At 60.5% G+C, this 20,994-nt stretch carries 19 protein-coding genes; 10 read left to right on the forward strand and 9 right to left on the reverse strand.

The annotated features are described in order from the left end of the window. Positions 1-13: 13 nt before the first annotated feature. The 8 genes from LVE68_RS11240 to LVE68_RS11275 form a co-directional block, all read right to left on the reverse strand. Positions 14-916: a DUF58 domain-containing protein gene (locus LVE68_RS11240; protein ID WP_232940452.1), complete on the reverse strand. Its 903-nt coding sequence runs from the start codon at positions 914-916 to the stop codon at positions 14-16. Positions 917-920: 4 nt separating this feature from the next. Continuing rightward, a complete protein-coding gene (locus LVE68_RS11245) occupies positions 921-1,943 on the reverse strand; it encodes an AAA family ATPase (RefSeq protein ID WP_232940453.1) in 1,023 nt (340 codons plus the stop codon). A 6-nt stretch (positions 1,944-1,949) separates the two neighbouring features. After that, positions 1,950-2,657, reverse strand: coding sequence for a DUF4159 domain-containing protein (locus tag LVE68_RS11250; RefSeq protein ID WP_232940455.1), 708 nt, complete (start codon positions 2,655-2,657; stop codon positions 1,950-1,952). 205 nt (positions 2,658-2,862) lie between these two features. Next, a complete protein-coding gene (locus tag LVE68_RS11255; RefSeq protein WP_232940457.1) occupies positions 2,863-4,494 on the reverse strand; it encodes a TldD/PmbA family protein in 1,632 nt (543 codons plus the stop codon). Between the two features lie 27 nt (positions 4,495-4,521). Further along, positions 4,522-5,853 (reverse strand): TldD/PmbA family protein, encoded by a 1,332-nt coding sequence (locus tag LVE68_RS11260; protein ID WP_232940459.1) that lies wholly within the window; start codon positions 5,851-5,853, stop codon positions 4,522-4,524. A gap of 90 nt (positions 5,854-5,943) precedes the next feature. Beyond that, positions 5,944-7,575, reverse strand: coding sequence for a TldD/PmbA family protein (locus LVE68_RS11265; RefSeq protein WP_232940461.1), 1,632 nt, complete (start codon positions 7,573-7,575; stop codon positions 5,944-5,946). Between the two features lie 324 nt (positions 7,576-7,899). Beyond that, positions 7,900-9,282: a nicotinate phosphoribosyltransferase gene (locus LVE68_RS11270; RefSeq protein ID WP_232940462.1), complete on the reverse strand. Its 1,383-nt coding sequence runs from the start codon at positions 9,280-9,282 to the stop codon at positions 7,900-7,902. Positions 9,283-9,410: 128 nt separating this feature from the next. Further along, positions 9,411-9,677 carry a hypothetical protein gene (locus LVE68_RS11275; protein ID WP_232940464.1) on the reverse strand — a complete coding sequence of 89 codons (267 nt, stop codon included), beginning with the start codon at positions 9,675-9,677 and terminating at the stop codon, positions 9,411-9,413. A 313-nt stretch (positions 9,678-9,990) separates the two neighbouring features. On the opposite strand from LVE68_RS11275, the gene LVE68_RS11280 reads away from it, so the two are divergent. Both LVE68_RS11280 and LVE68_RS11285 read left to right on the forward strand, forming a co-directional pair. After that, positions 9,991-10,944: a DnaJ C-terminal domain-containing protein gene (locus LVE68_RS11280; protein ID WP_232940465.1), complete on the forward strand. Its 954-nt coding sequence runs from the start codon at positions 9,991-9,993 to the stop codon at positions 10,942-10,944. Between the two features lie 13 nt (positions 10,945-10,957). Then, on the forward strand, positions 10,958-11,284 hold the full coding sequence (locus LVE68_RS11285) for a chaperone modulator CbpM (protein ID WP_232940466.1): 327 nt from the start codon (positions 10,958-10,960) through the stop codon (positions 11,282-11,284). A gap of 10 nt (positions 11,285-11,294) precedes the next feature. Here the strand turns inward: LVE68_RS11285 and LVE68_RS11290 are convergent, their stop codons facing one another. Next, positions 11,295-12,281, reverse strand: a complete 987-nt coding sequence (locus LVE68_RS11290; RefSeq protein WP_232940467.1) for a calcium/sodium antiporter — start codon at positions 12,279-12,281, stop codon at positions 11,295-11,297. Between the two features lie 287 nt (positions 12,282-12,568). Between LVE68_RS11290 and LVE68_RS11295 the strand changes: the two genes are divergently transcribed. From LVE68_RS11295 to LVE68_RS11330, 8 genes are all read left to right on the forward strand, one after another. Next, positions 12,569-13,450: a DUF533 domain-containing protein gene (locus LVE68_RS11295; protein ID WP_232940468.1), complete on the forward strand. Its 882-nt coding sequence runs from the start codon at positions 12,569-12,571 to the stop codon at positions 13,448-13,450. Between the two features lie 93 nt (positions 13,451-13,543). Then, the gene (locus LVE68_RS11300) at positions 13,544-13,804 is read left to right on the forward strand and encodes a hypothetical protein (RefSeq protein WP_232940469.1); all 261 of its coding nucleotides are present in this window, start codon (positions 13,544-13,546) and stop codon (positions 13,802-13,804) included. Positions 13,805-14,692: 888 nt separating this feature from the next. Beyond that, positions 14,693-15,520 carry a 2OG-Fe(II) oxygenase gene (locus LVE68_RS11305; RefSeq protein ID WP_232940470.1) on the forward strand — a complete coding sequence of 276 codons (828 nt, stop codon included), beginning with the start codon at positions 14,693-14,695 and terminating at the stop codon, positions 15,518-15,520. Beyond that, positions 15,510-16,520: a glycosyltransferase gene (locus LVE68_RS11310; RefSeq protein ID WP_232940471.1), complete on the forward strand. Its 1,011-nt coding sequence runs from the start codon at positions 15,510-15,512 to the stop codon at positions 16,518-16,520. Before LVE68_RS11305 ends, LVE68_RS11310 begins: the two co-directional genes overlap by 11 nt. A 26-nt stretch (positions 16,521-16,546) precedes the next feature. Continuing rightward, complete coding sequence (locus LVE68_RS11315) at positions 16,547-17,323, forward strand: WecB/TagA/CpsF family glycosyltransferase (protein WP_232940473.1); 777 nt, start codon at positions 16,547-16,549, stop codon at positions 17,321-17,323. Between the two features lie 11 nt (positions 17,324-17,334). Beyond that, positions 17,335-18,312 (forward strand): glycosyltransferase, encoded by a 978-nt coding sequence (locus LVE68_RS11320; RefSeq protein ID WP_232940474.1) that lies wholly within the window; start codon positions 17,335-17,337, stop codon positions 18,310-18,312. Continuing rightward, the gene (locus LVE68_RS11325; RefSeq protein ID WP_232940475.1) at positions 18,305-19,579 is read left to right on the forward strand and encodes a glycosyltransferase family 4 protein; all 1,275 of its coding nucleotides are present in this window, start codon (positions 18,305-18,307) and stop codon (positions 19,577-19,579) included. The genes LVE68_RS11320 and LVE68_RS11325 overlap by 8 nt, the downstream gene beginning before the upstream one ends. Further along, positions 19,579-20,976, forward strand: coding sequence for a hypothetical protein (locus LVE68_RS11330; protein ID WP_232940476.1), 1,398 nt, complete (start codon positions 19,579-19,581; stop codon positions 20,974-20,976). The genes LVE68_RS11325 and LVE68_RS11330 overlap by 1 nt, the downstream gene beginning before the upstream one ends. Positions 20,977-20,994: the final 18 nt, after the last annotated feature.

A 20,994-nucleotide genomic window follows, 5' to 3' on the forward strand; every position in this document is an offset into this window, starting at 1 on the left:
CTGTCCCCCCGCATCAGGCAATCCGCGAATGCAGTTGGACGAAACGCTGTACCGCATCCGCCAGCGGCCGCTCGATCTTGACGCTGGTCAGCGGGCTCTCGCGGCCGGCGAAGCCTGCGGCCAGGGACTGCTGTGCGCGGGCAAATGCCTCCAAGTACTGCGCCCGCTGGCTGCGTGCGTCCATTTCCCGCACGGGTGAACTGCCGAAACCGGCCTCCGGGTCGCGCACGCGCAGTTCGCCCTTGAACGGGAAAGTCTCTTCCGCCTCCACCAGCAGTTGCAGGGGCAGGCAGGGACGGCCGGCGGCATGCAGCCGCGCGGCAAAATCACTGATTTCCTGCCCACGCTCGAAAAAGTCGCTGACCAGCACTACCTGGCAGTTGCTGTCGAACTGCGACCAGAGCGGCTGCAGCTGGGTGCCATCCGGCCAGTGACCGGTGGCACGGCTGCGCTGCAGTTCCAGTGCAATGCGGTGGTGGTGGGCTTCGCCCTGGCCGGCGGGGACGCGGCGCAGGTCCGCGTCGTTCAGCACCAGCAGGGAGCAGCGGTCGCCCTGTGCCTGCAGCAGCCAGCACAGGGCGGCGATCCAGCATTTGCCGAACTGCAGCTTGGTGAGTTCCGGCACGGCAAAGCTGGGCTGGGCCATGGAGGCGCTGGCATCGAGCACAAAGCAGACGTGCATCTGGCTCTCCTGTTCCGCCTCGCGCACGTAGTAGCGGTCGGAGCGGGCGAAGAGTTTCCAGTCGATATGGTTGATGGCGTCGCCCGGCTGGTAGCTGCGGTACTGCTGGAATTCCAGCCCGGCACCGCGGCGCCGGCTGTGTTGCGCGCCCAGCATTACGCCCGCGGCAATATGCCGCGACAACCATGCCAGGTCGCGGGTGCGGGCCAGTGTCAGCGGGTCCAGCAAGTCCACCGGGTCAGTCCTGCCCCGGCTCCGGGCAGGCCCGCAGCAGTTCATCGATCACGCGCGCGATACCGACCCCGTCGGCCTGGGCGTGGAAGCTCAGCAGGATGCGGTGACGGAGTACCGGCAGCAGCAGGGCGCGGATGTCCGCGCGGGTGACCGCCAGTCGCCGGTTCAGCAGCGCGCGTGCCTTGGCCGCCAGTACCAGTGCCTGGCCGGCGCGGGGCCCGGCGCCCCACTGGATCCACTGGGCCAGGGGTGAGTCCTCACTCCCGTTCGCTTCCCCGGTGGGGCGGGTGGCGCGCACCAGCCGGGCGATATAACCGTACAGGTCATCGCTGATGTGTACCTCGCGCACCAGCCGCTGCATCTCGATGATGGTGTCGCCGTCGAGGCAGGGTGAGGGTGGCGCGGTATCGCCGCCGGTGGTGCCGCGCAGGATGGCGATTTCGTCTTCCTCGCCCGGGTAGTCGATATGGATATTGAGCAGGAAGCGGTCCAGCTGTGCTTCCGGCAGCGGGTAGGTGCCGGCCTGCTCAATCGGGTTCTGGGTGGCCAGCACGAAATAGGGCCGCGGCAGGGCCATGGTCTCGCCGGCCATGGTGACGGCGTATTCCTGCATCGACTCCAGCAGCGCTGCCTGGGTCTTGGGCGGGGTGCGGTTGATCTCGTCCGCCAGCAGGATATTGGTAAAGATCGGGCCGCGCTGGAACTTGAAGAAACGCTTGCCGGTGCTGTGGTCCTCCTCCAGGATCTCGGTGCCGAGGATATCCCCCGGCATCAGGTCCGGGGTGAATTGCACCCGCTTGAAATCCAGCTCGGTGGCCTCCGCCAGGGTTTTTACCAGCAGCGTCTTGCCCAGGCCGGGCACCCCCTCCAGTAGGGCGTGGCCGCGGGCCAGCAGGCAGATCAGCAGCTGGTCCACCACCTCGCGCTGGCCGACAATCACGCGGCCGATCTCAGCGCGCAGTTGTTCCAGCGCCGACAGGGTTTGCTCGATGCCGCTCTCGGTGGCGGTGCGGGTTTCAGTTTCCATGTTGTTTCACGTGGTTAATGCGTAGATAACGATATTGACGGCGAACTTTGTATTGTCGATCGCCAGCCAGCGTTTGTTGCGGTAGTCGTAATCCCACTCGCAACCGAAATCCTTGTTGCTGTAGAGCACCGCGATACGGCCGTCCACGACGATGGCCTTGAGGTAATCGTGTACCAGGTCATCGCCCCAGCCATTCAGCTCAAAGCTGGTCACCGGGAGCTCGTCGAACTGGAAGAAGCACCGGTAGATTTCGTGATCGGCTGGCAGCTTCTGCAGGCAGTCCTCGCCGAAGAGCTCCACCATCTGCGCCTCGAAGGATTTGGCGAACAGGCCGTCGATATCGTGGTTGCAGTCATCCACGAATACGAAGCCGCCGCGATTGACATAGTCGCGGAAATTGCGCTTCTCGGCCGGGGTAAACTCCACCAGCTTGTGCCCGGCCAGGTAGCAGAAGGGCGCCAGCAGCATGGCCGGGTCCGCCAGCGGCACAATGCGTTCCTTCGGGTCGACCTTGAGATTCGTATATTCGACCAGGGAATTCAGCACATTCGATGGCATGCGCTGGTCCACGTCCCAGTCGCCGGATTCGTACATCAGGCGGGTAAAGTAGAAATCGTAATACTCCCCGGGTTGCGCACGCAGGCCTGCCGGCAGCGCGAGAGCGCCGCTGGTGAGCAACAGGTGGCTTAGGAAATGCCTGCGGGAGAGGGACACGGTTACTGCTCTGTGATCGACTGAAAATCGTGCTTGTAGTTACGCAGTGCCGGTAATGCACTACTGCCCTGCCATCCATGGCGCAACCAAAGGCGTTTATCCAAGCTTCAGCCCCGCCATCCATGGCGCAACCAAAGGCGTTTATCCAAGCTTCAGCCCCGCCATCCATGGCGGGGCTGAAGCCGGGCGCAAAGCATCGCCCGGCTTAGCCCAACTTGCGCTTGGTGTTGATCACATTGACCCCGTCGAAGCGCGCCGTGGAGCTGCCGTGGGACACGGTGCTGATCTGGCTCGGTTGGCCCTTGCCGTCGAAGAAGGAGCCGCCCAGGCGGTAGTCGCGCTTGTCGCAGATCTGCGAGCAGGAATTCCAGAATTCCTGGGTGTTGGACTGGTAGGCCACATCCTCCACCATGCCGGTGATCTTGCCGTCCTCGATCTCGTAAAACAGCTGGCCACCGAACTGGAAGTTATAGCGCTGCTGGTCGATGGAGAAAGAGCCGGCACCGACGATGTAGATGCCCTTTTCCACGTCCTTGATCATGTCGTCCAGGCCCAGTTCATCCTGGCCTGGCAGCAGTGACACGTTCGGCATGCGCTGGAACTGCACGCTGGACCAGTCGTCGGCGTAGGAACAGCCGTGGGACTTCTCCTGGCCGAGCATGTGCACCTGGTCGCGGGTGGCCTGGTAGTTCACCAGGATGCCATCCTTCACCAGGTCCCACTTGCCGGTCTCCACGCCCTCATCGTCATAGCCCACCGCGCCCAGCGAGCCGGGCTGTACCTTGTCGGCGAACAGGTTCACCTTGTCACTGCCGTACTGGAATTTGCCGCTGCGCCACTTGTCGAGGGTGGCAAAGGAAGTACCGGCGTAGTTGGCCTCGTAACCCAGTACGCGGTCCAGTTCCAGCGGGTGGCCGACCGACTCGTGGATGGTGAGCCACAGGTGGCTGGGGTCGAGCACCAGGTCGTACTTGCCGGGCTTGACGGACTTCGCCGTGAGTTTCTCTTTTGCCTGCTGCGCCGCCAGCCGGGCGTCCTCGACCATGTCGTAGGAATCGCGATACAGAACGGTCTGCGACTGCACCTTGTCCTCGGCGCGGCCATCCAGGTACTCGAAGCCGCGCCCTACCGGCTGGCTCAGGCCGTTGCGGGTGCGAAAGCCGCCGGTCTTCTTGTCTACGGCGGTCACCTGCATCGGCGCCCACAGGCGATGTACGTCCTGGTCGATATAGGAGCCATCGGTAGAGGCAAAGTACTTCTGCTCGTTCACCACGTAGAGGCTGGAGTTGATAAAGCTGGCCCCGGCGCCGAGGGCGGCCTCGTTGACTGCCATCAACAGGTCGACTTTTTCCGCCAGCGGGATCTGCATGGCGTTTTTCTGGATCGGTGTCTTCCAGCTTACCTCGCCGTAGCCTTTCTGCTCGGCCAGCTGCACCGGCTCGCTCTGGTACCTGGAGTTGGCCTTGGCGGTGGCCACGGCCTTGCGGGTAGCCCTGGCGATCCCGTCGCTGGTCATATCGTTGGTGGCGGCGAAGCCCCAGGTGCCGTTGGCGATCACGCGCACGCCCATACCGATGGACTCGGTATTGACTACGTTCTGCAGCTGCATTTCACGGGTGATCACATACTGGTTCAGGTAGCGGCCGATGCGCACGTCGGCATAGGTGGCCCCCAGCTTGGTGGCGGTATTCAGGGCGGCGTCGGCCAGCTCCTTCTTGACGGAGAGGTCGATACCGCTGGTGGTCAGCTTGCTCTCGGCCACCAGGTTGCCGGACAGCGGCAACATGGAAACGCCCATGCCGGCGCCGGTCAGCTGTAAAAATTTTCTTCTGTCCATGTCAGGTCCTCGTTTTGGCTGCCGGGCTTAAACCGCGTCGGAAAGGCTGCTGAAGGTGAAGTCGCGCACTTTCAGTGCGGGGACCATAGCGGGGAAGCCCATCATGTTGACGCGCTTGGCCTGTCCCATTTCCTCGATGTTGTTCAGCATGATCACCGGGCTCTCGTTGAAGCGGAAGTTCTTTACCGGGTACTTGATCTTGCCGTTCTCGATATAGAAAGTGCCGTCGCGGGTCAGGCCGGTCAGCAGCAGTGACTGCGGGTCCACCATGCGGATGTACCAGGTGCGGGTCACCAGGATGCCGCGGCGGGTGTTCTTGATCAGTTCCTCGGTGGACTTGTCGCCGCCGATCATGATCAGGTTGCCCGGTGTCGGTACCGCTTCCTCTTCAGTCTTTTCGGCCCAGTAGCGGCTGCGGAACATATTCTGTGCGACACCGCCCTTGACCCAGTCGATGCGCTGCAGGGGCATGTGGTCGTCCTCGGCCCAGGGAGTCGCAGGTACCTGCGGGTCGGTGGGGTCGGAGTAGATGTGCACGCGCTTGTCGAACATCTTCTCGCCCAGGCGGTTGCCGCCGCCCTTCTTGCTCATGAAGCTGCGGCCTTCGTCGGCGTTGCGCGCATCGTAGCTGTACATCATGTAGCCCAGCAGGCCGGAGACGGCATTGGGCTCGAGGATCACGGTGTACTTGCCCGGCTCCAGCGCGCGGGCCTCCTGGGACTGTACCGCCTTGTCGATGGCAATGCCCGAGGTGGCGGCTGTGCTCATGTTGTCAAAGTCGGTCACGTCGCTCTCGGCCCAGCCCGAGCCCAGGCCATTTTCGGTGCGCATGGTCACGGTGAAATTGGCCGAGGTGGAGACGTGGTAGCCGAACAGTCCCCTGGTGTTGGCCACGGCGGCGAAGGAGCGCGCGTCCTCCAGGTAGCCGGCAGCCACGACCTTGTTTTTCTTGGCTGCCATGATGGAGTCTGCGGCGGCCTTGGCGCGCTGCTCCGGGGTGATGTTGGCGGTGGCCTTGGCGAAACCGTTTACGTCCAGGTATTTCTGCGGGCCCAGCAGCGGCATGGCCTCGGGATTGTCCGGGGAGAGTTTTGCCAGCTCCTCGGCGCGGCGCATGACTTTCTCCAGCGCCGCGTCGCTGAACTCATTGATGGTGGCCACGCCGGACTTCTTGCCGAAACGTGCCTCGACCGCCAGCGAGATATCGTCGACGATACCGCTGGTGGAAACACTGTTGCGCGCGTAGCGGATGTTGCCGGTCTCGGCACCGGTCAGCTGTGCGCTGGCTCCATCGGCACGGCTGTATTCCAGCACCTTGTCGAGAATGCGCTTTGCTTCACTTCTGGTCAGGATTGCCATTATTTTTTCTCCGGTTACTTATTCTTGTGTCGGCACCGCCCTGGGGGCGGTGCCGCGCTGTCAGTACGGGGCAGTTGCCCCAGCAGTGTCTTACGAAATCTTGCGCTTGGTATTGATTACATTGATCTTGTCGAAGCGGGTGGTGGAACAACCGTGGGACACCGCGCTCACCTGGCTGGGCTGGCCCTTGCCATCGAAGAAGGTGCCGCCCAGGCGGTAATCGCTCTCGTCACAGATGGCCGAGCAGGAATTCCAGAATTCCTGGGTGTTCGACTGGTAGGCGACATCTTCGACCTGGCCGACAATCTCGCCGTCCCTGATTTCGTAGAACAGCTGGCCGCCAAACTGGAAGTTGTAGCGCTGCTGGTCGATGGAATAGGAGCCGCGGCCGAGGATATAGATACCCTTCTCCACGTCCCGGATCATGTCCTTCACGGAGTACTTTTCCTTGCCCGGCGCCAGTGACACGTTCGGCATGCGCTGGAATTGCACACTGTCCCAGCTGTCGGCATAGGAGCAGCCGTGCGATTCGTCCTGGTCGATCATGTGCACCTGGTCGCGGGTGGCCTGGTAGTTCACCAGGATGCCGTCCTTTACCAGGTCCCAGCGCCTGGCCTTCACGCCTTCGTCGTCATAGCCGACGGCGCCGAGGGAGCCGGGCTGGGTGCGGTCGGCAAAGAAGTTGACCTTGTCGCTGCCGTACTGGAATTTCCCGCTGCGCCACTTGTCCAGCGTGGCAAAGGAGGTGCCGGCGTAGTTGGCCTCGTATCCCAGCACGCGGTCCAGTTCCAGCGGGTGGCCGACGGACTCGTGGATGGTCAGGCGCAGGTGCAGGGGCTCCAGCACCAGGTCGTACTTGCCCGGGTCGATGGACTTGGCCGACAGCTTGGCCTTCGCCTGCTCGGTAGCGAGGATCGCGTCCTCGGCCATATCGTAGGAATCCCCGTAGAGGGTGGTGTGGCCGTGGATCTTGTCCTCCTCGCGGCCGTCCAGGTACTCGTAGCCGAGCCCCACCGGGGTGCTGAGGCCGTCGCGGGTCTTGAACACACCGGTGTCCTTGTCCACGGCGGTCACCTGCATGGGCGCCCACAGGCGGTGGATGTCCTGGTCGATATAGGAGCCGTCGCTGGAGGCGAAGTACTTCTGCTCGTTGACCAGGTAGAGGGAGGAGTTGATGAAGCTGGCCCCGGCCTTCAGTGCGCTGTTATTGACCTCCATCAGGTAGTCCACCTTCTCGCTGATGGGCACCTCGAAGGCATTCTTCTGGATGGGGGTCTGCCAGGACACCTCGCCCACGCCCTTGACCGGCGCCAGCTGTACCGGCTCGACCTGGTACCTGGAATTCGCCCTGGCGATGGCCACCGCACGGCGCGCGGCATTCGCGATGCCGTCGTCGGTCAGGTCATTGGTGGCGGCGAAGCCCCAGGTGCCGTTGGCGATCACGCGGATGCCGGCACCGAAGGACTCGGTGTTGATGATGTTCTCGACGCGGGTCTCGCGGGTGACCAGGAACTGGTTCAGGTAGCGGCCGATGCGCACATCGGTATAGCTGGCGCCGGCCTTGCGGGTGGTGTTCAGCACTATGTCCGCCAGCGCTTTCTTGCGCCGCACGTCCATACCATTTTGGGTCAGTTCCGCGGCGCTGACGCGGGTGCCGTAGACCGGCAGCAGGATACCGCCAGCCCCGACACCGGCCATCTTCAGGAATTCTCGTCTCTGCATGGTCCTCCCCAGCCCGGTACACCGCAGGGCGGTAGCGCCGGGAGTATTGGTTATTGTTCTCTGGTCGCAGGGCCCGGTGTCCCGGCTGACCGGTGTATCCAACCTATCACAATGGTGATGGCCGGTCAGGACATCCCGCGGCAGGTGCCCGGAATGCAAAAAAATTGACCAATGATCAGGATCTTCCGGTCGCGGGGGGCTTGTAAAGCGGCGGTCGTTAAACGGAAGGCAGGGGCGGATGAATTGAAGCGGGCTCGGGGAGGTGGTGCGCCCCGGGGCGCCCAGCGGATCGACAGTGAACCGTTCGCCGGTTGTGGGCGATAGTCAGATCTCGGCCCGGCGGCGCACCTCCGCGAAGGTAGTCTCGCGCAGCAGCCGGCCATCGCGGAACACCGGTCGCAGCAGGTTGGTGCGCTCGCCCAGTTCCTCCAGGCGCACTGTCTGCATTTCCCCGGCATCGTCCCGCACCAGCGCCAGCCGGCCGCGCATGGACTTCTTCTCGGGGCCCGTGACCGGGTCCTTCCAGACATCCTGCCACTCGCCGTCGATACAGATGGCACTGGCCTTCATGGCAAAGCTCATCAGGTCGCGGTCGAGTTTCTGCAGCAGGGCGCCGCCCATGCCGAAGGTCAGGTTATCGGCGGACAGGCCCCGGTCCTGCATCGCCTGCAGTATCTCGGGGATGGAGTGGCGGTCGACGCCATCCCCCTGGATCACGCGGATGAAATCCGGCAGGACCCGGTAGCCCTTGCTGTTGGTGGTGGAACCGAAGATGCGCATCAGGCGCTCCAGGCTCTCGCACACGATCTCCACCGGGTCGCCGGAATCCGGCCGCACAACTAAAGTGCCGCCACTGTTGATTACCCGCTCCTTCAGCTCCCCGCCCCAGATATTCTCGATCGCGTGCCAGAGGTCCCAGCTGTCGCTGACCACGGCCACGATCTTGCCGGGGCCGGCGAACTGGTCGAGCATATTGGCGTAGGCATCCGCCTCGCGCTCACGGCCCCAGGCGGTCATGGTGCTGTGCTCGGCGGCGGGAATGGATACCCCGGCCATGGGCTCGTCATAGTAGCGCCGGGCCCCCACCAGCCCGGACACGGTATCGGTGCCGTGGAAGTTCACCAGGTGCGACATGCCGCCCAGCATGGCGCTCTCCAGGCTGCTGGCGCCGCGGCCGCCGAAGTCGTGCAGCTTGAGCGGCAGCCCGTCCAGGGAATCCGCCGTCTCGCGCAGGTAGCCGGCGATGATTTTCTTGATCAGGCGGCTCTGGGTGGACACGGTCACCGGGTACCAGATGGCGCGCACCAGCCCGGTCTCGATATAGCTGGTGAGCCAGAAACAGGCCGGGCAGGTATTGACCACCTGCAGCATCACATTGTGCAGCGGCACCAGCGTGCCCTCCGGTACCGCCGAGATCTCCAGTGGCAGCAGCCCGCCGTGCTCCTCCAGGATGTGCTCCCAGCCGGCGCGGTGGAACGGCAGGCCATGGCTGTGGAGCATTTCCTCGGCCTCATCGATATCGCCCATATGAATGGGGGTGAGCAGGTACTCGCGGATGTACGCCTGCAGGCCGAAGAACACCGCCTCGGGGAAGTCGCCGCCACGGCACTCGATGTAACTGCTCACATACTCCGCCCCCGGCGGGTACTGCAGGTAGTGGCTGGCCTTGTAGCTGTCGACGTTGAGGATCAGGTTATGTGCAGTCATAGGTGGCTGGGCAGCGCGCAATCAGGGTTTTATTTCAATAACGTGCCATGGAACTTTACCTATCTCCATCGCTGTAAAGCCGATGTATTGATTTGGGGGCAGTGTAATTAAAGCAGGCAGGGCCCAGGCTACAGATTGCTCATCAGTTCTTTGAGGGACAGGGTCGGTTGTATCCGGATTTCTGCATCGAGGGCCGCAAAAAGTACCTCATTGTATTCCATGAGTTTGGCCTGGTTTGTTTCCTCGAAAACAAAAACCGCGTCACGCTTGCCTTCCCATAGGTGGAAATAGGCCGCTTCCGGGTTGGCAGACTCAATGAAGGCTTTTAATACCTCAGCCATCGACCCATCCGCTTTACTGTCGTTGCCCTTCTCCACAGGAATACGCACTTCCATGAATAGCCGCACAGCTACCTCCTGATCACTAAAGTTATGTAACGGGATTGTCCGTCTCCGATTAACAATAGAGTGACCATGAGCGTCCATGAGGCAACAGGGGCCAAATACGGCGCACGGCCGGGATTTCTTTCTATGATTGCTAGCGAGGCGACTCGTATCGGACGCAAACGATACTCGGCGGGACGTAGTGCTGGCTAAAGGTGTTTGTTGCCTGATAAGGGAAGCCTGATCGCAGTCGCCCACCGCTCAATAGCGCAATTGTTCGCGCATGATTGCCAGGGTTTCCCGGGCTCGGAGTAAATGAAGCGACATGGAGTACAGGGACTACTACCAGATCCTGGGCCTGGAGCGGGATGCCAGCCAGGACGAGATCAAGCGTGCCTATCGCAAACTGGCACGCAAATACCATCCGGATATCAGCAAGGAGGCCGATGCCGAGGACCGCTTCAAGGAGGTGGGCGAGGCCTATGAAGTACTGAAAGACCCGGAAAAGCGCGCAGCCTATGACCAGGTCGGCAGTGGTTATCACGCGGGCCAGGACTTCCGCCCGCCGCCCAACTGGGATGAGGGTTTTGAGTTCCACGGCGGCGGTTACACCGAAGCGGATGCGGGCGCCTTCAGTGACTTCTTCGAGAGCCTGTTCGGGCGCGGTGGCTTCAGCCACGGCTATGGCGGGGCGCGCCAGCAGCAGTTTCACGCCCGGGGCGAAAATACCTATGCCAAGATCGCCATCGACCTGGAGGACAGCTATCAGGGCGGTAGTCGGCAGATAGCGCTCAAGCACTCCGAGCTGGGGCCCGACGGGCGGCCGCACCTCAAGGAGCGCAAGCTCAACGTCAAGATCCCCAGGGGAGTGACCGAGGGGCAACAGATCCGCCTCGCCGGACAGGGCGAGCCCGGCTTCGGCGAGGGCAAGCCCGGTGATCTTTACCTGGAAATCAGCTTCAACCCCCATCCCCTGTACTCGGTGGAGGGCAAGACCGTGTACCTGGACCTGCCGGTGGCGCCCTGGGAGGCGGCTCTGGGCGCGAAGGTGAAGGTACCGACCCCGGCGGGGGAGATCCAGCTGACCGTCCCCCCCAACAGTCGCGGCGGTAGCAAACTGCGGCTCAAGGGGCGCGGTATACCGGCCGCTGAACCCGGTGACCTGTATGTGGTGCTGCAGGTAGTGACCCCACCGGCCAGCAGTGAGGCAGAGAAGGAGGCGTACAGCGAGTTCAGTCGCGCCTTCAGTTTCGACCCGCGCAGTAACCTGGGCAGCTGAAAGGAGAGGGCCAATGCAAGGTGATAATCACAGGGAAATCAGCGGCGCGCTGCTCGATGAAGAGAGTGAGCTGACCCTGGGTGAGCTGTGCCGAGCCTGCGGTATTCCCGCGGAGGCAGTGCTGGCGCTGGTGGAGGAGGGGGTAATCGAGCCCCGCGGACGCGGGCGCACCCGCTGGCGCTTCAGTGGGATCTGTGTCCGTCGCGTGCGCCGGGTTTATAGTATTGAGCGCGACCTGGGGGTGAACCTGGCCGGGGCCGCGCTGGCGATCGACTTGCTGGAGGAGATCGAGCGGCTGCAGGCGCGGCTGGCGCGCCTGGAACACGGAAAGAATAAGTAGTGGGAGTTGTTTAAGCTCCCGCAACCCGGGTAATGGTCATTACCAGGTAGGCGTTATAGACCACATAGGCCAGCAGCAGGGCAGCACCCTCGAAGCGGTTGATGCGGCCCTGGCGACCACGGAAACCGTAGCCGAACACGAACAGCGCAACGGTCAGGCCCACCACCATCGGCCAGTCCCGGGACAGCACCTCCGCCGGAACGCTCGACATGGGCGCAATGACGCCGGCGATCCCCACCACCGCCAGCAGGTTGAACATATTGGAGCCCACCACGTTACCGATGGCGATATCGTGTTCGCCCTTGCGGGCGGCGACCACGGTGGCGGCCAGTTCCGGCAGCGAGGTGCCCAGGGCAACAATGGTAAGGCCGATGATCAGGTCGCTGACACCCAGTGACTCGGCGATGGTGACCGCGCCCCAGACCAGGATGCGGGAACTGATGATCAGCAGTGCCAGGCCGGCCACCACCCAGAAAATCGCCCGGCCCAGTGGCATGGCGTGTTCCTCCAGCTCCTGCGCGATCTCACCCTCGACCGCATCTCCCTTGCCAGTCAATGCGGTGAAGATGGACCAGCCGATCAGGCCGAAGAATCCCGCCAGCAGTACACCGGCCTCCCAGCGCTCCAGGTTGCCGTTCCACAGGAAGGCGCCGGTCAGGCAGCTGATGGCCAGCAGCAGCGGCAATTCCTTGCGCACGATCTTGGAGTGCACCGCCAGGGGGATCATGATCGCGGTCAGGCCCAGGATCAGGCCCGTATTGGCGATGTTGGAGCCATAGGCATTACCCAGGGCCAGGCCCGGGCTGCCATCCAGCGCCGCCATGGCGGATACCACCATTTCCGGGGCCGAGGTGCCGAAGCCGACGATGACCATACCGATCAGCAGGGGCGGCATACCGGCGTGCTGGGCGGTCGCGGCGGCGCCCTCGACAAAGCGATCGGCACTCCAGACCAGCAGGGCAAAACCGGCAATGATGGCGAGGGCGGCGAGAATCATAGGTCGTCCTTCGTGAATAGTTTCAGGCTAGCAGTCCGTCCGGCGCGGTGGAATCGGTTTAACCGGTAACGATGTTGCCAGTAGGGGCTGTGCCCGGGGCCGGGGTACCAGGCGCCGGCCCGGCGGGGGGCCGATTGTACCGGCTCCGCAGAATTGGGAAAGGGCAGGCTGGAATCAAGGCCTTGCTATTGCCCTGGACTCGATGGTCACGGGCGCTCTGCAGATGGGGGTTCCTGTCGGTTCTCATTAAAGTGCTGTTGTACTGGACAGACTTAGCGGGGGCTTCCATGAACAGGAAACTCTTACTGGGCGCCCTGGTGGGTGCCGGCATCTCGATGTTGAACAAGAAACGACGCCAGGCGCCCCAGACCCGGGCGCCAAACATCCCCCCGCCCGACTTCTCCCGGGTACCCCCGCCCACCGGCGGCAGCCTGAACAGGCCCCAGGACAGCGGCCTGGATGACATCTTTGGCCGCCACACCGGCCGGGGCAGTGAGGGCACGGTGCCAGGTGGGGCCCGACGCGGCGGCGACGTATTTGGTGGCTCCACAGCCGGGGCAGGTGCGGCCGGGGCCGGCGGGGCCACGGTATTAATGGATATCGCCCGCCGCATTTTCCAGGAGATGCAGCAGCGCGGGGGCAGCCAGGCAGCGCCCCGCGGCGGCAACCTGACCGATCTGCTGGGGCAGATCTTCGGGCGTACGAATGGCAAGTTCGGCCAGCAGGGCCCACTGGGTCCTGCGGGTGATTCCCGTGCCTGGCAGGGCGCCGGCCAGGGCGAGCTGTTTGGTTTTGCCGCGAATGACAGTGGCGCCGAGGGTGAGGAACAGGCCGAGCTGATGCTGCATGCCATGGTGGCAGCGGCCCAGGCCGATGGGCGTATCGACGAACATGAACAGCGCAATATCCTCAGTTCCCTGGAAGGTCAGCTGGATCAGGATGACCTGACGGAGTTGCGAGAGTTAATGACCACACCGGTGAATATTGATCGCCTGGTAGACAGGGTCAATGACCCCGCCACGGCATTTGATATGTACCTTGTTTCCGCGATGACCATCAACGAGGACAACCCGCGCGAACATGAATACATGGATCGACTGGCAGAAAAGCTCGGTATTTCTGAGCAGGCTGCGCAGATGATTGAGCAACAGGTGCCGAAGGCTGCCTGAATCCGCTCCAGGCTCGATAAACCGATTCAACCCGAGTCGCGGCAGGTTGCCGCGACGACATTTTGCTGGGACGAAATTGTGGGAGGTGTGCCGATGCAGTCTTTGCAAATGATGGTAAGGGTGCTGCTATTGTCGCTGTTGGCGCTCGCGCTCGCCGGGTGCGGCCCGAAACGCGACGGGCAGGAGAATCCCGGGGACGGGGTGAGCGGCCAGGTGGGCTGCTGCCAGGAGGGCCCGGATGCCTGTTCGGCCCCGGCAACAGAGTCGGCATGCCTCGAGACAGATGGCACTTTCCACCGGGGCAAAGCGTGCGATATTGATAGCGGTAAATGCGAGGACGGCCCCGGGCCCTGATCGACTACCCACACTGTTCACCTCGCCACGTTACGGATGCCGGACAACAGCACAGTGGCGCCCCGTCGGAGGGGTAGGGTTTTGCCGGCCAGTTCAGGTGCACCATTACAGTGCTGGTGGCCAGCGGGCTCATCCAGCATGACGGCGGCACGTGCTTCATCATGTTGTGGGCAGAGTGATGAGACTACTGAAATCGCCTTTCCGTGATCGCGCATTCCCAACCTGTGTCCCGGGAAGAAACGCTCTGGCCAACGATGCCTAAATTCCGGGGAGGCACTTAATACCTAAGAACTAATTGACTCCACTTATTGGCTGTTTTGTACCACTTGAAGCCCTGTATTTATACGTAAGCTAAAAACTCGAGCGCACCATTTACACTGAAAAAAAATTTATCAATAATCTGTCCCTACTATTTTCGCAGTAACCCGCTGTCGCGGTCACAGGCAGCTGAAGGGGAGCGTGGCTGAGCGATATCCTGGCCAGGATAGAGCCTTTACGTATTCCCTGGTCGCCCCGGCGGCGCATGGAAACTGCTTCGTCGGCAGGGCCGGCGAAAAATTAAGGGATGCGGCTTACCTACCAGGGTCGCGATATATGCGCAGGGAGCGCGACAAGATGATTACCTCTCAAATTGCCGATGGGCCACGGTCGTGGCCCAGCGCTGGCTGTTTTCCTTTTGTGCCCGGCTGTGCGGGTCGAGAAGAAGCTTCCCTCCTGAATACTCTGTCATCGCGATCGGGCACGTGCTGTCAAAAGGCTGCGTAATCACCAGTCGGTATAGATATTGCGTGGCTTGAATACGGTCAAGCATAACCATGAGCCCGGACACCCGGGCGCTTAACTGAATCATATGGCCCGCCTGGCCAGTAATTAAGCTGAAACAGAAAAATGAAAGAGTTTACTTACCAGGACTACCTTCCCAATGAGCAGCTGAAGACGCTGGTGCGGGAGAGCGCAGAGGACTATCGTAGTGCGCTGCCGTTTGCCCATGGGGTATACGATGATGTGTTTTCACCCGAGGTCCTGAATGCGGTACTGGAAGAATTCGAGCGTGGTCAGAAATACTGGCGTGAATTCAATTCAAAGTATGAGAAAAAATTCCAGATGAGTTCGGACCTGAGCATGGGCCCGGTAACCCGGACTTTTATCCATACGCTAAATTCGGCGCCATTCCTTGAATTTCTCGAGCAGCTGACAGGCATCCAGGGACTGATTCCCGATCCCTACCTCCATGGCGCCGGCCTGCACAAAATACCGGCCGGTGGAAAGTTGGGGGTGCATGTGGACTTCAACGGGCATCGCCGTATGAATGTCTACCGCCGTATCAACGTGCTGATTTACCTGAACAAGGACTGGCTGGAAGAGTGGGGGGGAAACTTTGAGCTGTGGTGCGCACGGGAGAAGGTTTGCAAGAAATCCATAGCCCCGATCTTCAACCGTATGGCGATTTTCTCCACCACCGCCAAGAGCTTTCATGGCCATCCACACCCGCTGAGCTGCCCGGAGGATCGCCACCGTGTTTCCCTGGCGCTGTATTACTACACTGCCGGTGAACGGGGCGAGCAGAAAAAGGACCTTCACAGCACAATTTTCCTGCGCGCCGATGGCAAGCAGGAGGAATTATCACGACAGCCAAAGGGCCTGGTCGCGAGGATCCGACGGGCATTGGTGAACAGGCTGGTCAGTAACAACGAGCAGGCCAAGCATGCCGGCTGAGAGGGCACCGGGAAAACTCGGCATTGTGGTTATCGGCCGCAATGAGGGGGAGCGCCTGAAGGCCTGCCTCGACTCCCTGGCGGCGAGTGCATACCCCATTGTCTATGTGGACTCGGGCTCGACCGATGGCAGTGCCGCGCAGGCCGCCGACATGGTCGAATCCGTCGTGCGGCTCGATCCCGCCCGGCCATTTACCGCGGCAAGGGCCCGTAACGAGGGTGCGGCACGCCTGCTCGAACGCTTTCCCGGGCTCACCCTGATCCAGTTTGTGGATGGTGACTGTGTGTTGGACCCGACCTGGCTTGGCCGCGGGATCATGGTGCTCGAGCAGAGTCCGGGCACAGCTGTGGTCTGCGGCCGCCGCCGGGAGCTCCATCCCGATGCTTCCATCTACAACCGACTCTGTGACATGGAGTGGGATACCCCCACTGGTGAGGCCGACTCCAGCGGCGGCGACTTTTTAGTGAGAGTGGCGGCATTCCGGGCAGTAGATGGGTTCAACAGCGACATGATCGCGGGAGAGGAGCCGGAGCTGTGTTACCGGCTTCGTAGTGCGGGCTGGAGGATCCAGCGAATCCCACATGAAATGACCCTGCATGACGCTGATATCAGCCGCTTCTCCCAGTTCTGGCTCCGCGCCAAGCGGGCGGGGCACGCATATGCACAGGGCGCCTACCTGCATTCCGGTGACGGACGCGGTTTTCGCTGGCGGGAAGTCCGCAGCATTATCTTTTACAGTGCATTGCTACCGCTTGCACTACTGTTTTTGAGCCTGTTGCTGGGCCCGTTGTTACTGGCATTACTACCAGTCACTTACCTGGCCCTGGCTGTGCGTGTCTATCTTGGGCGGCGGGTGCGCAAGGAAAGCGAGACCAGGGCTTCAGCAGCTATCTATGCGACCTCCGTAGTCGTGGGGAAGTTTGCACAACTGCTCGGCGTGCTGGAATTTTTCACCAGCCAGTGGGTGAAGAAACCACGTGAATTGATCGAATATAAATAGCGTATCGCGGGAAAGGAGTTCCCTGCATGATCCATCACCAGCGCACAATCGGTGCCTGTCATATCGACCGGATGACCATGGCGTCGGCGCTCGAGAAAATCGTGTCAATGAGTCGGCAGGATACCAATCAATTTGTAGTAACGCCGAATATCGATCACATGCAGCGCCTGGTGACCGGGGAGAAATGCGACCGGCTCCAGGCTGCCTATGATAGCGCCGGGCTTTCACTCTGTGACAGCCGTATCCTCGCCCATATGCTGCGCTTGAAGGGCATCGTGGTGCCCGAGGTAGTCCCCGGCAGCACGCTGACCAAAGCACTGTTTAAGGGAAAGCTAACATCCCGGGATCGTGTCCTGCTGATCGGCGGGGATGAATCAGTCTTTTCCAGAATCAGGTCTCGTTTTCCACACCTCAATCTGGCGCACTACAACCCGAGCATGGGTTTTATCCACAGGGAAGAGGAGGTGAAAACCCTGGTGCAGTTTATCCTGCGACAAAAAGCAGATTATATCTTCCTTGCGTTGGGATCCCCGCAACAGGAATTACTGGCTTACCTGTTCGCACAGGAGCCGGAATCACGAGGAGTGACTCTCTGCGTGGGCGCGTCCCTGCTTTTCCTGTCCGGCCAGCAGCAACGGGCGCCTCGCTGGCTGCAGAAACTGTCACTGGAATGGGTGCACAGGATGCTATCGAATCCGCGTCGGCTTGCGCCCCGCTACTTCAGGAATTTACTTGCGCTCCCGGCAATCTACCGCAGCATCAGGCGAGATCAACGCCAGCCTGTGGTAACGACGGAAAACTAGGCTTGTTACCCATGTTGGCAATCAAAGAAAAACCGTATGTCATCATCTCTCCCTGTCGGGATGAAGAGGAGTATCTCGAGAACACCCTACACAGCGTAATAAACCAGACTGTTCCACCTACGCTGTGGCTGATCGTCGATGATGGTTCGACAGATAGAACACCAGAAATTCTTGAGCGCTACCGGGAGAAATACGACTTTATCCGTGTCCTCCGCCGTGATAACCGGGGCTTTCGTAACGTTGGCCCCGGAGTAGTCGATGCATTTTATGCCGGCCTGGAAGAAGTGCAGTTGGATCGATTTGATTTCATATGCAAGCTGGACCTGGATGTTGAGTTGCCAAGCCGCTATTTCGAAACACTATTGCAGAAAATGACAGCCGACCCGCGACTCGGCTGTGCCAGTGGTAAGCCCTATAATATGCGCGATGGCCGGCTGGTAAGTGAGCGGCGTGGCGATGAAATGTCAGTCGGGATGACCAAGTTTTACCGAACCCAGTGCTTCAGGGAAATTGGCGGGATTGTCCGCGAGGTAATGTGGGATGCCATTGACTGCCATCGTGCGAGGATGCTTGGCTGGCGCGCCCGCAGCTGGGATGAGCCGGATCTCCGTTTTATTCACTTGCGGATCATGGGGTCGAGCCAGCGGGGGATACTTACCGGCAAGATGCGCCACGGTTACGGCCAGTATTTTATGGGCACTGGGTTCCTGTACCTCGCCGCTACGGCTGTCTTCAGAATCGCTGACTACCCCTTTATGGTTGGCAGCATGGCCGTACTCTGGGGTTACCTGCGGAGCTGGCTGTCGCGTAAACCCCGGTTCCCCGACCGTGAATTTATTAATTACCTGCGTGCATTCCAGCTTTATTCACTGGTGGCTGGTAAGCGGCGGGCGATCGAAAAGTATGAGGCTGCAGGGCTTGAGCGCTGGAAGTCGGCGCGACGGGATAATAACGTCCAGGTTTCCGGCGGGGCACCTGCCAATGCCTGATCCTGTACTTGCCTACATCGCACCGGAAATTCCCGGCTTTTCCAGTACTTTTGTTTACAAGGAAATCTATATCCTTGAAGACCTTGGATTGAAAGTCGAACCATTTTCCATTCATGCCCCGATGGCGACTACGGGAGATAGCCGGCAGGAGGCGTTGGCGAGACGTACAACCAGGGTCTATGGCCAGGGAAAAGCGAAGCTTTTCCGTAGCCACCTGCATTTTTGTTTCAGGAATCCGCTCAGGTACTGGCGTCTGGCTACGACTGTGGTCACAGATGCAATATCGGTGTTGCCTGACCTGAAAACAGCTATCGGCCTTTGTTACAGGGGAGTCATCGCCCCCTGCCTTGCGCGAGAGCTGTCAAGGCGAAAGGTCGATCACTGTCACGTACATTTTGCACACGTGAGCACCGATGTTGCGATGTACTCAAGCCTACTGTCCGGTATCCCATTCTCTGTAACCGCCCATGCCAATGACCTGTTCCAGCGTGGCTACCTGCTGCCCCGGAAGGCCAGGCGTGCTGCGTTCATAAGTACCATTTCCCGGTTTAACATTGGCTGGCTACAGGACAAAGGAATACCCGCTGATAAGCTACGGCTGGTTCGTTGTGGCGTGGACAGCCGGGAGTTCAGCGCACGGCAGTACCGGCGTCAGCACGAAGTATTCCGCTTCGGTTTTCTTGCTCGCCTGGTGGAGAAGAAGGGTCTCAATATATTACTGGACGCCTGCCTGTTGCTTAAGCAGCGTGGGATAAAGTTCAAGCTGGAAGTGGCGGGCGATGGGCCACTGTGGGACAAACTGCAGAGCCAGGTATCTACGTTGGGTCTGCAAGCGGAAGTCAGCTTCCTGGGGGCAATCGCCAACACAGAGGTCAGGGCATGGTTGGAGCAGATTGATTGTTTCGTGCTGCCATGCTGTCGCGACAGTGCCGGGGATATGGATGGCATCCCGGTGGCACTGATGGAAGCCATGCTCACTGGTATACCGGTGATATCCACGTCTGTATCGGGAATCCCCGAGTTGGTCATCGACGGTGAGACAGGCCAGGTGGCGGATCCAACCCCGGACTCTATGGCCAAATGTATGCATTCGTTGATTGGGGTGGAGCCGGAAGAACTCGTGGCGCGGGTAGCCAGGGCCCAAAAGCTGGTGGCCGGCGAATTTGATATCCACCGAAATACCCTGCACCTGCTTGAAGAAATCAAACAATGCCTGGCAGATAAGGCCTCTGGCAACACCGCGCGAGCCGGCCTGAAGGCAACCTGATGATGCCCAACGCAATAGCACAACTGGCATTACTGTTGTGGCCGGCATTGGCGGCGGTGCTTTATGCGCGCCTCAGTGCGCTGACCGCTACTTTTATCACGATCATTGGTGGTTACCTGTTCCTGCCGGTTAAAGTCGAGTTTGACCTGCCGCTGCTTCCACCCCTGGACCAGGAAAGCATCCCGGTAATCTGCGCAGCAATCGGTTGTCTTGTCGCCCGGGGGACCGGCTTTATCGGTATACCGGTGCGGGGACTGGAACGCATCATTGTAATCGTGCTACTCCTTTCGCCGGTCGCCACGGTAATGACCAATGGGGAACCTTATTTTGACGGGGAGATCTTCATTCGGGGGCTGGCTATCAAAGATAGCCTGACGGCGATTGCCGAGACCTACCTGATGCTGTTGCCGTTTGTCCTGGGCCTGGCATTGGTAAAAACAGACGAAGACCTGATAAAGGTATTCCGTCTGCTGGTTTTCTTTGGATTGGCCTATACACCATTGGTGCTTTATGAAGCCCGTATGAGTCCGCAATTGCATACCATGGTTTATGGGTTTTTCCCCCACAGTTTTGCCCAGCAGGTACGCTTTGGCGGCTTCAGGCCAGTCGTTTTTGTCGGTCACGGCCTGTTGTTGGCTCTCTTTTTTACTGTGCCTTTTCTTGCATCGGCAGTCTTGTCCCGGGCCCGCCAGCGGATTACGGCACTGCCCAACGTGCTGGTGACTCTTTACCTTGCATTGATCCTGGTTGTCTGCAAGTCGGTTGCCGCATGGTTGATCGGTTTTATCGGATTCTGCTCCATAATGTTGATGCCGCAGTTCCTGACCAGGCTGCTGATCCGATTGATCTGTGTCACTGTCATCGCCTATCCCCTGCTTTGTATTATGGACCTCTTCCCCCATCAGGAATTCGTCGAGTTCGCCGCACTATTTGGCGAGGGCAGGGCGCAATCGCTTGATTTCCGCTTTTATCACGAGGAGCGGTTGCTGGAGCATGCGCGGGAAAAGATATTGCTGGGATGGGGCGCTTGGGGACGCAACCGGCTTTCGGACTCCGTTACCGATGGCTTCTGGATTATCCAGCTGGGTTGCTACGGCTTAATCATGTTCGCCGGGCTTTTTGGCCTGATGTCATGTAGTGTTTTTCGCGCGCTGGGAATAGCCGGAAAGAGCTCGGAGAATGATCGTCGTGCTTTATACACCGGTGCTGCGCTGGTGGCGGCACTTATGATGATGAACCAGTTGCCCAATAGCTCATTGTACTCCTGGCTCTGGTTCCTGTTCGGTTGTATCGGGGGGGTATCTTACAACCGGGTATGGGTGGTTGGTCACCGCGAGCGACAGGTGCCGGGAACTGCGCCTGCTGGCCGTAGCCAGCAGGGAGCCCTCCAGTTGTAGGGGGGCAGGATGTTTACC

The sequence above is a fragment of the Microbulbifer sp. YPW16 genome, from assembly GCF_021290385.1.
GTDB classification, from domain to species: domain Bacteria; phylum Pseudomonadota; class Gammaproteobacteria; order Pseudomonadales; family Cellvibrionaceae; genus Microbulbifer; species Microbulbifer zhoushanensis.

Excerpts from the sequence above, each read along its gene's own strand:
- LVE68_RS11315 (WP_232940473.1), top strand. The coding sequence starts at position 16,547 with ATGATCCATCACCAGCGCACAATCGGTGCCTGTCATATCGACCGGATG.
- LVE68_RS11330 (WP_232940476.1), top strand. The coding sequence starts at position 19,579 with ATGATGCCCAACGCAATAGCACAACTGGCATTACTGTTGTGGCCGGCA.
- LVE68_RS11300 (WP_232940469.1), top strand. The coding sequence starts at position 13,544 with ATGCAGTCTTTGCAAATGATGGTAAGGGTGCTGCTATTGTCGCTGTTG.
- LVE68_RS11245 (WP_232940453.1), bottom strand. The coding sequence starts at position 1,943 with ATGGAAACTGAAACCCGCACCGCCACCGAGAGCGGCATCGAGCAAACC.
- LVE68_RS11310 (WP_232940471.1), top strand. The coding sequence starts at position 15,510 with ATGCCGGCTGAGAGGGCACCGGGAAAACTCGGCATTGTGGTTATCGGC.
- LVE68_RS11285 (WP_232940466.1), top strand. The coding sequence starts at position 10,958 with ATGCAAGGTGATAATCACAGGGAAATCAGCGGCGCGCTGCTCGATGAA.
- LVE68_RS11270 (WP_232940462.1), bottom strand. The coding sequence starts at position 9,282 with ATGACTGCACATAACCTGATCCTCAACGTCGACAGCTACAAGGCCAGC.
- LVE68_RS11305 (WP_232940470.1), top strand. The coding sequence starts at position 14,693 with ATGAAAGAGTTTACTTACCAGGACTACCTTCCCAATGAGCAGCTGAAG.
- LVE68_RS11260 (WP_232940459.1), bottom strand. The coding sequence starts at position 5,853 with ATGGCAATCCTGACCAGAAGTGAAGCAAAGCGCATTCTCGACAAGGTG.
- LVE68_RS11325 (WP_232940475.1), top strand. The coding sequence starts at position 18,305 with ATGCCTGATCCTGTACTTGCCTACATCGCACCGGAAATTCCCGGCTTT.
- LVE68_RS11265 (WP_232940461.1), bottom strand. The coding sequence starts at position 7,575 with ATGCAGAGACGAGAATTCCTGAAGATGGCCGGTGTCGGGGCTGGCGGT.
- LVE68_RS11275 (WP_232940464.1), bottom strand. The coding sequence starts at position 9,677 with ATGGAAGTGCGTATTCCTGTGGAGAAGGGCAACGACAGTAAAGCGGAT.
- LVE68_RS11255 (WP_232940457.1), bottom strand. The coding sequence starts at position 4,494 with ATGGACAGAAGAAAATTTTTACAGCTGACCGGCGCCGGCATGGGCGTT.
- LVE68_RS11295 (WP_232940468.1), top strand. The coding sequence starts at position 12,569 with ATGAACAGGAAACTCTTACTGGGCGCCCTGGTGGGTGCCGGCATCTCG.
- LVE68_RS11290 (WP_232940467.1), bottom strand. The coding sequence starts at position 12,281 with ATGATTCTCGCCGCCCTCGCCATCATTGCCGGTTTTGCCCTGCTGGTC.
- LVE68_RS11320 (WP_232940474.1), top strand. The coding sequence starts at position 17,335 with ATGTTGGCAATCAAAGAAAAACCGTATGTCATCATCTCTCCCTGTCGG.
- LVE68_RS11280 (WP_232940465.1), top strand. The coding sequence starts at position 9,991 with ATGGAGTACAGGGACTACTACCAGATCCTGGGCCTGGAGCGGGATGCC.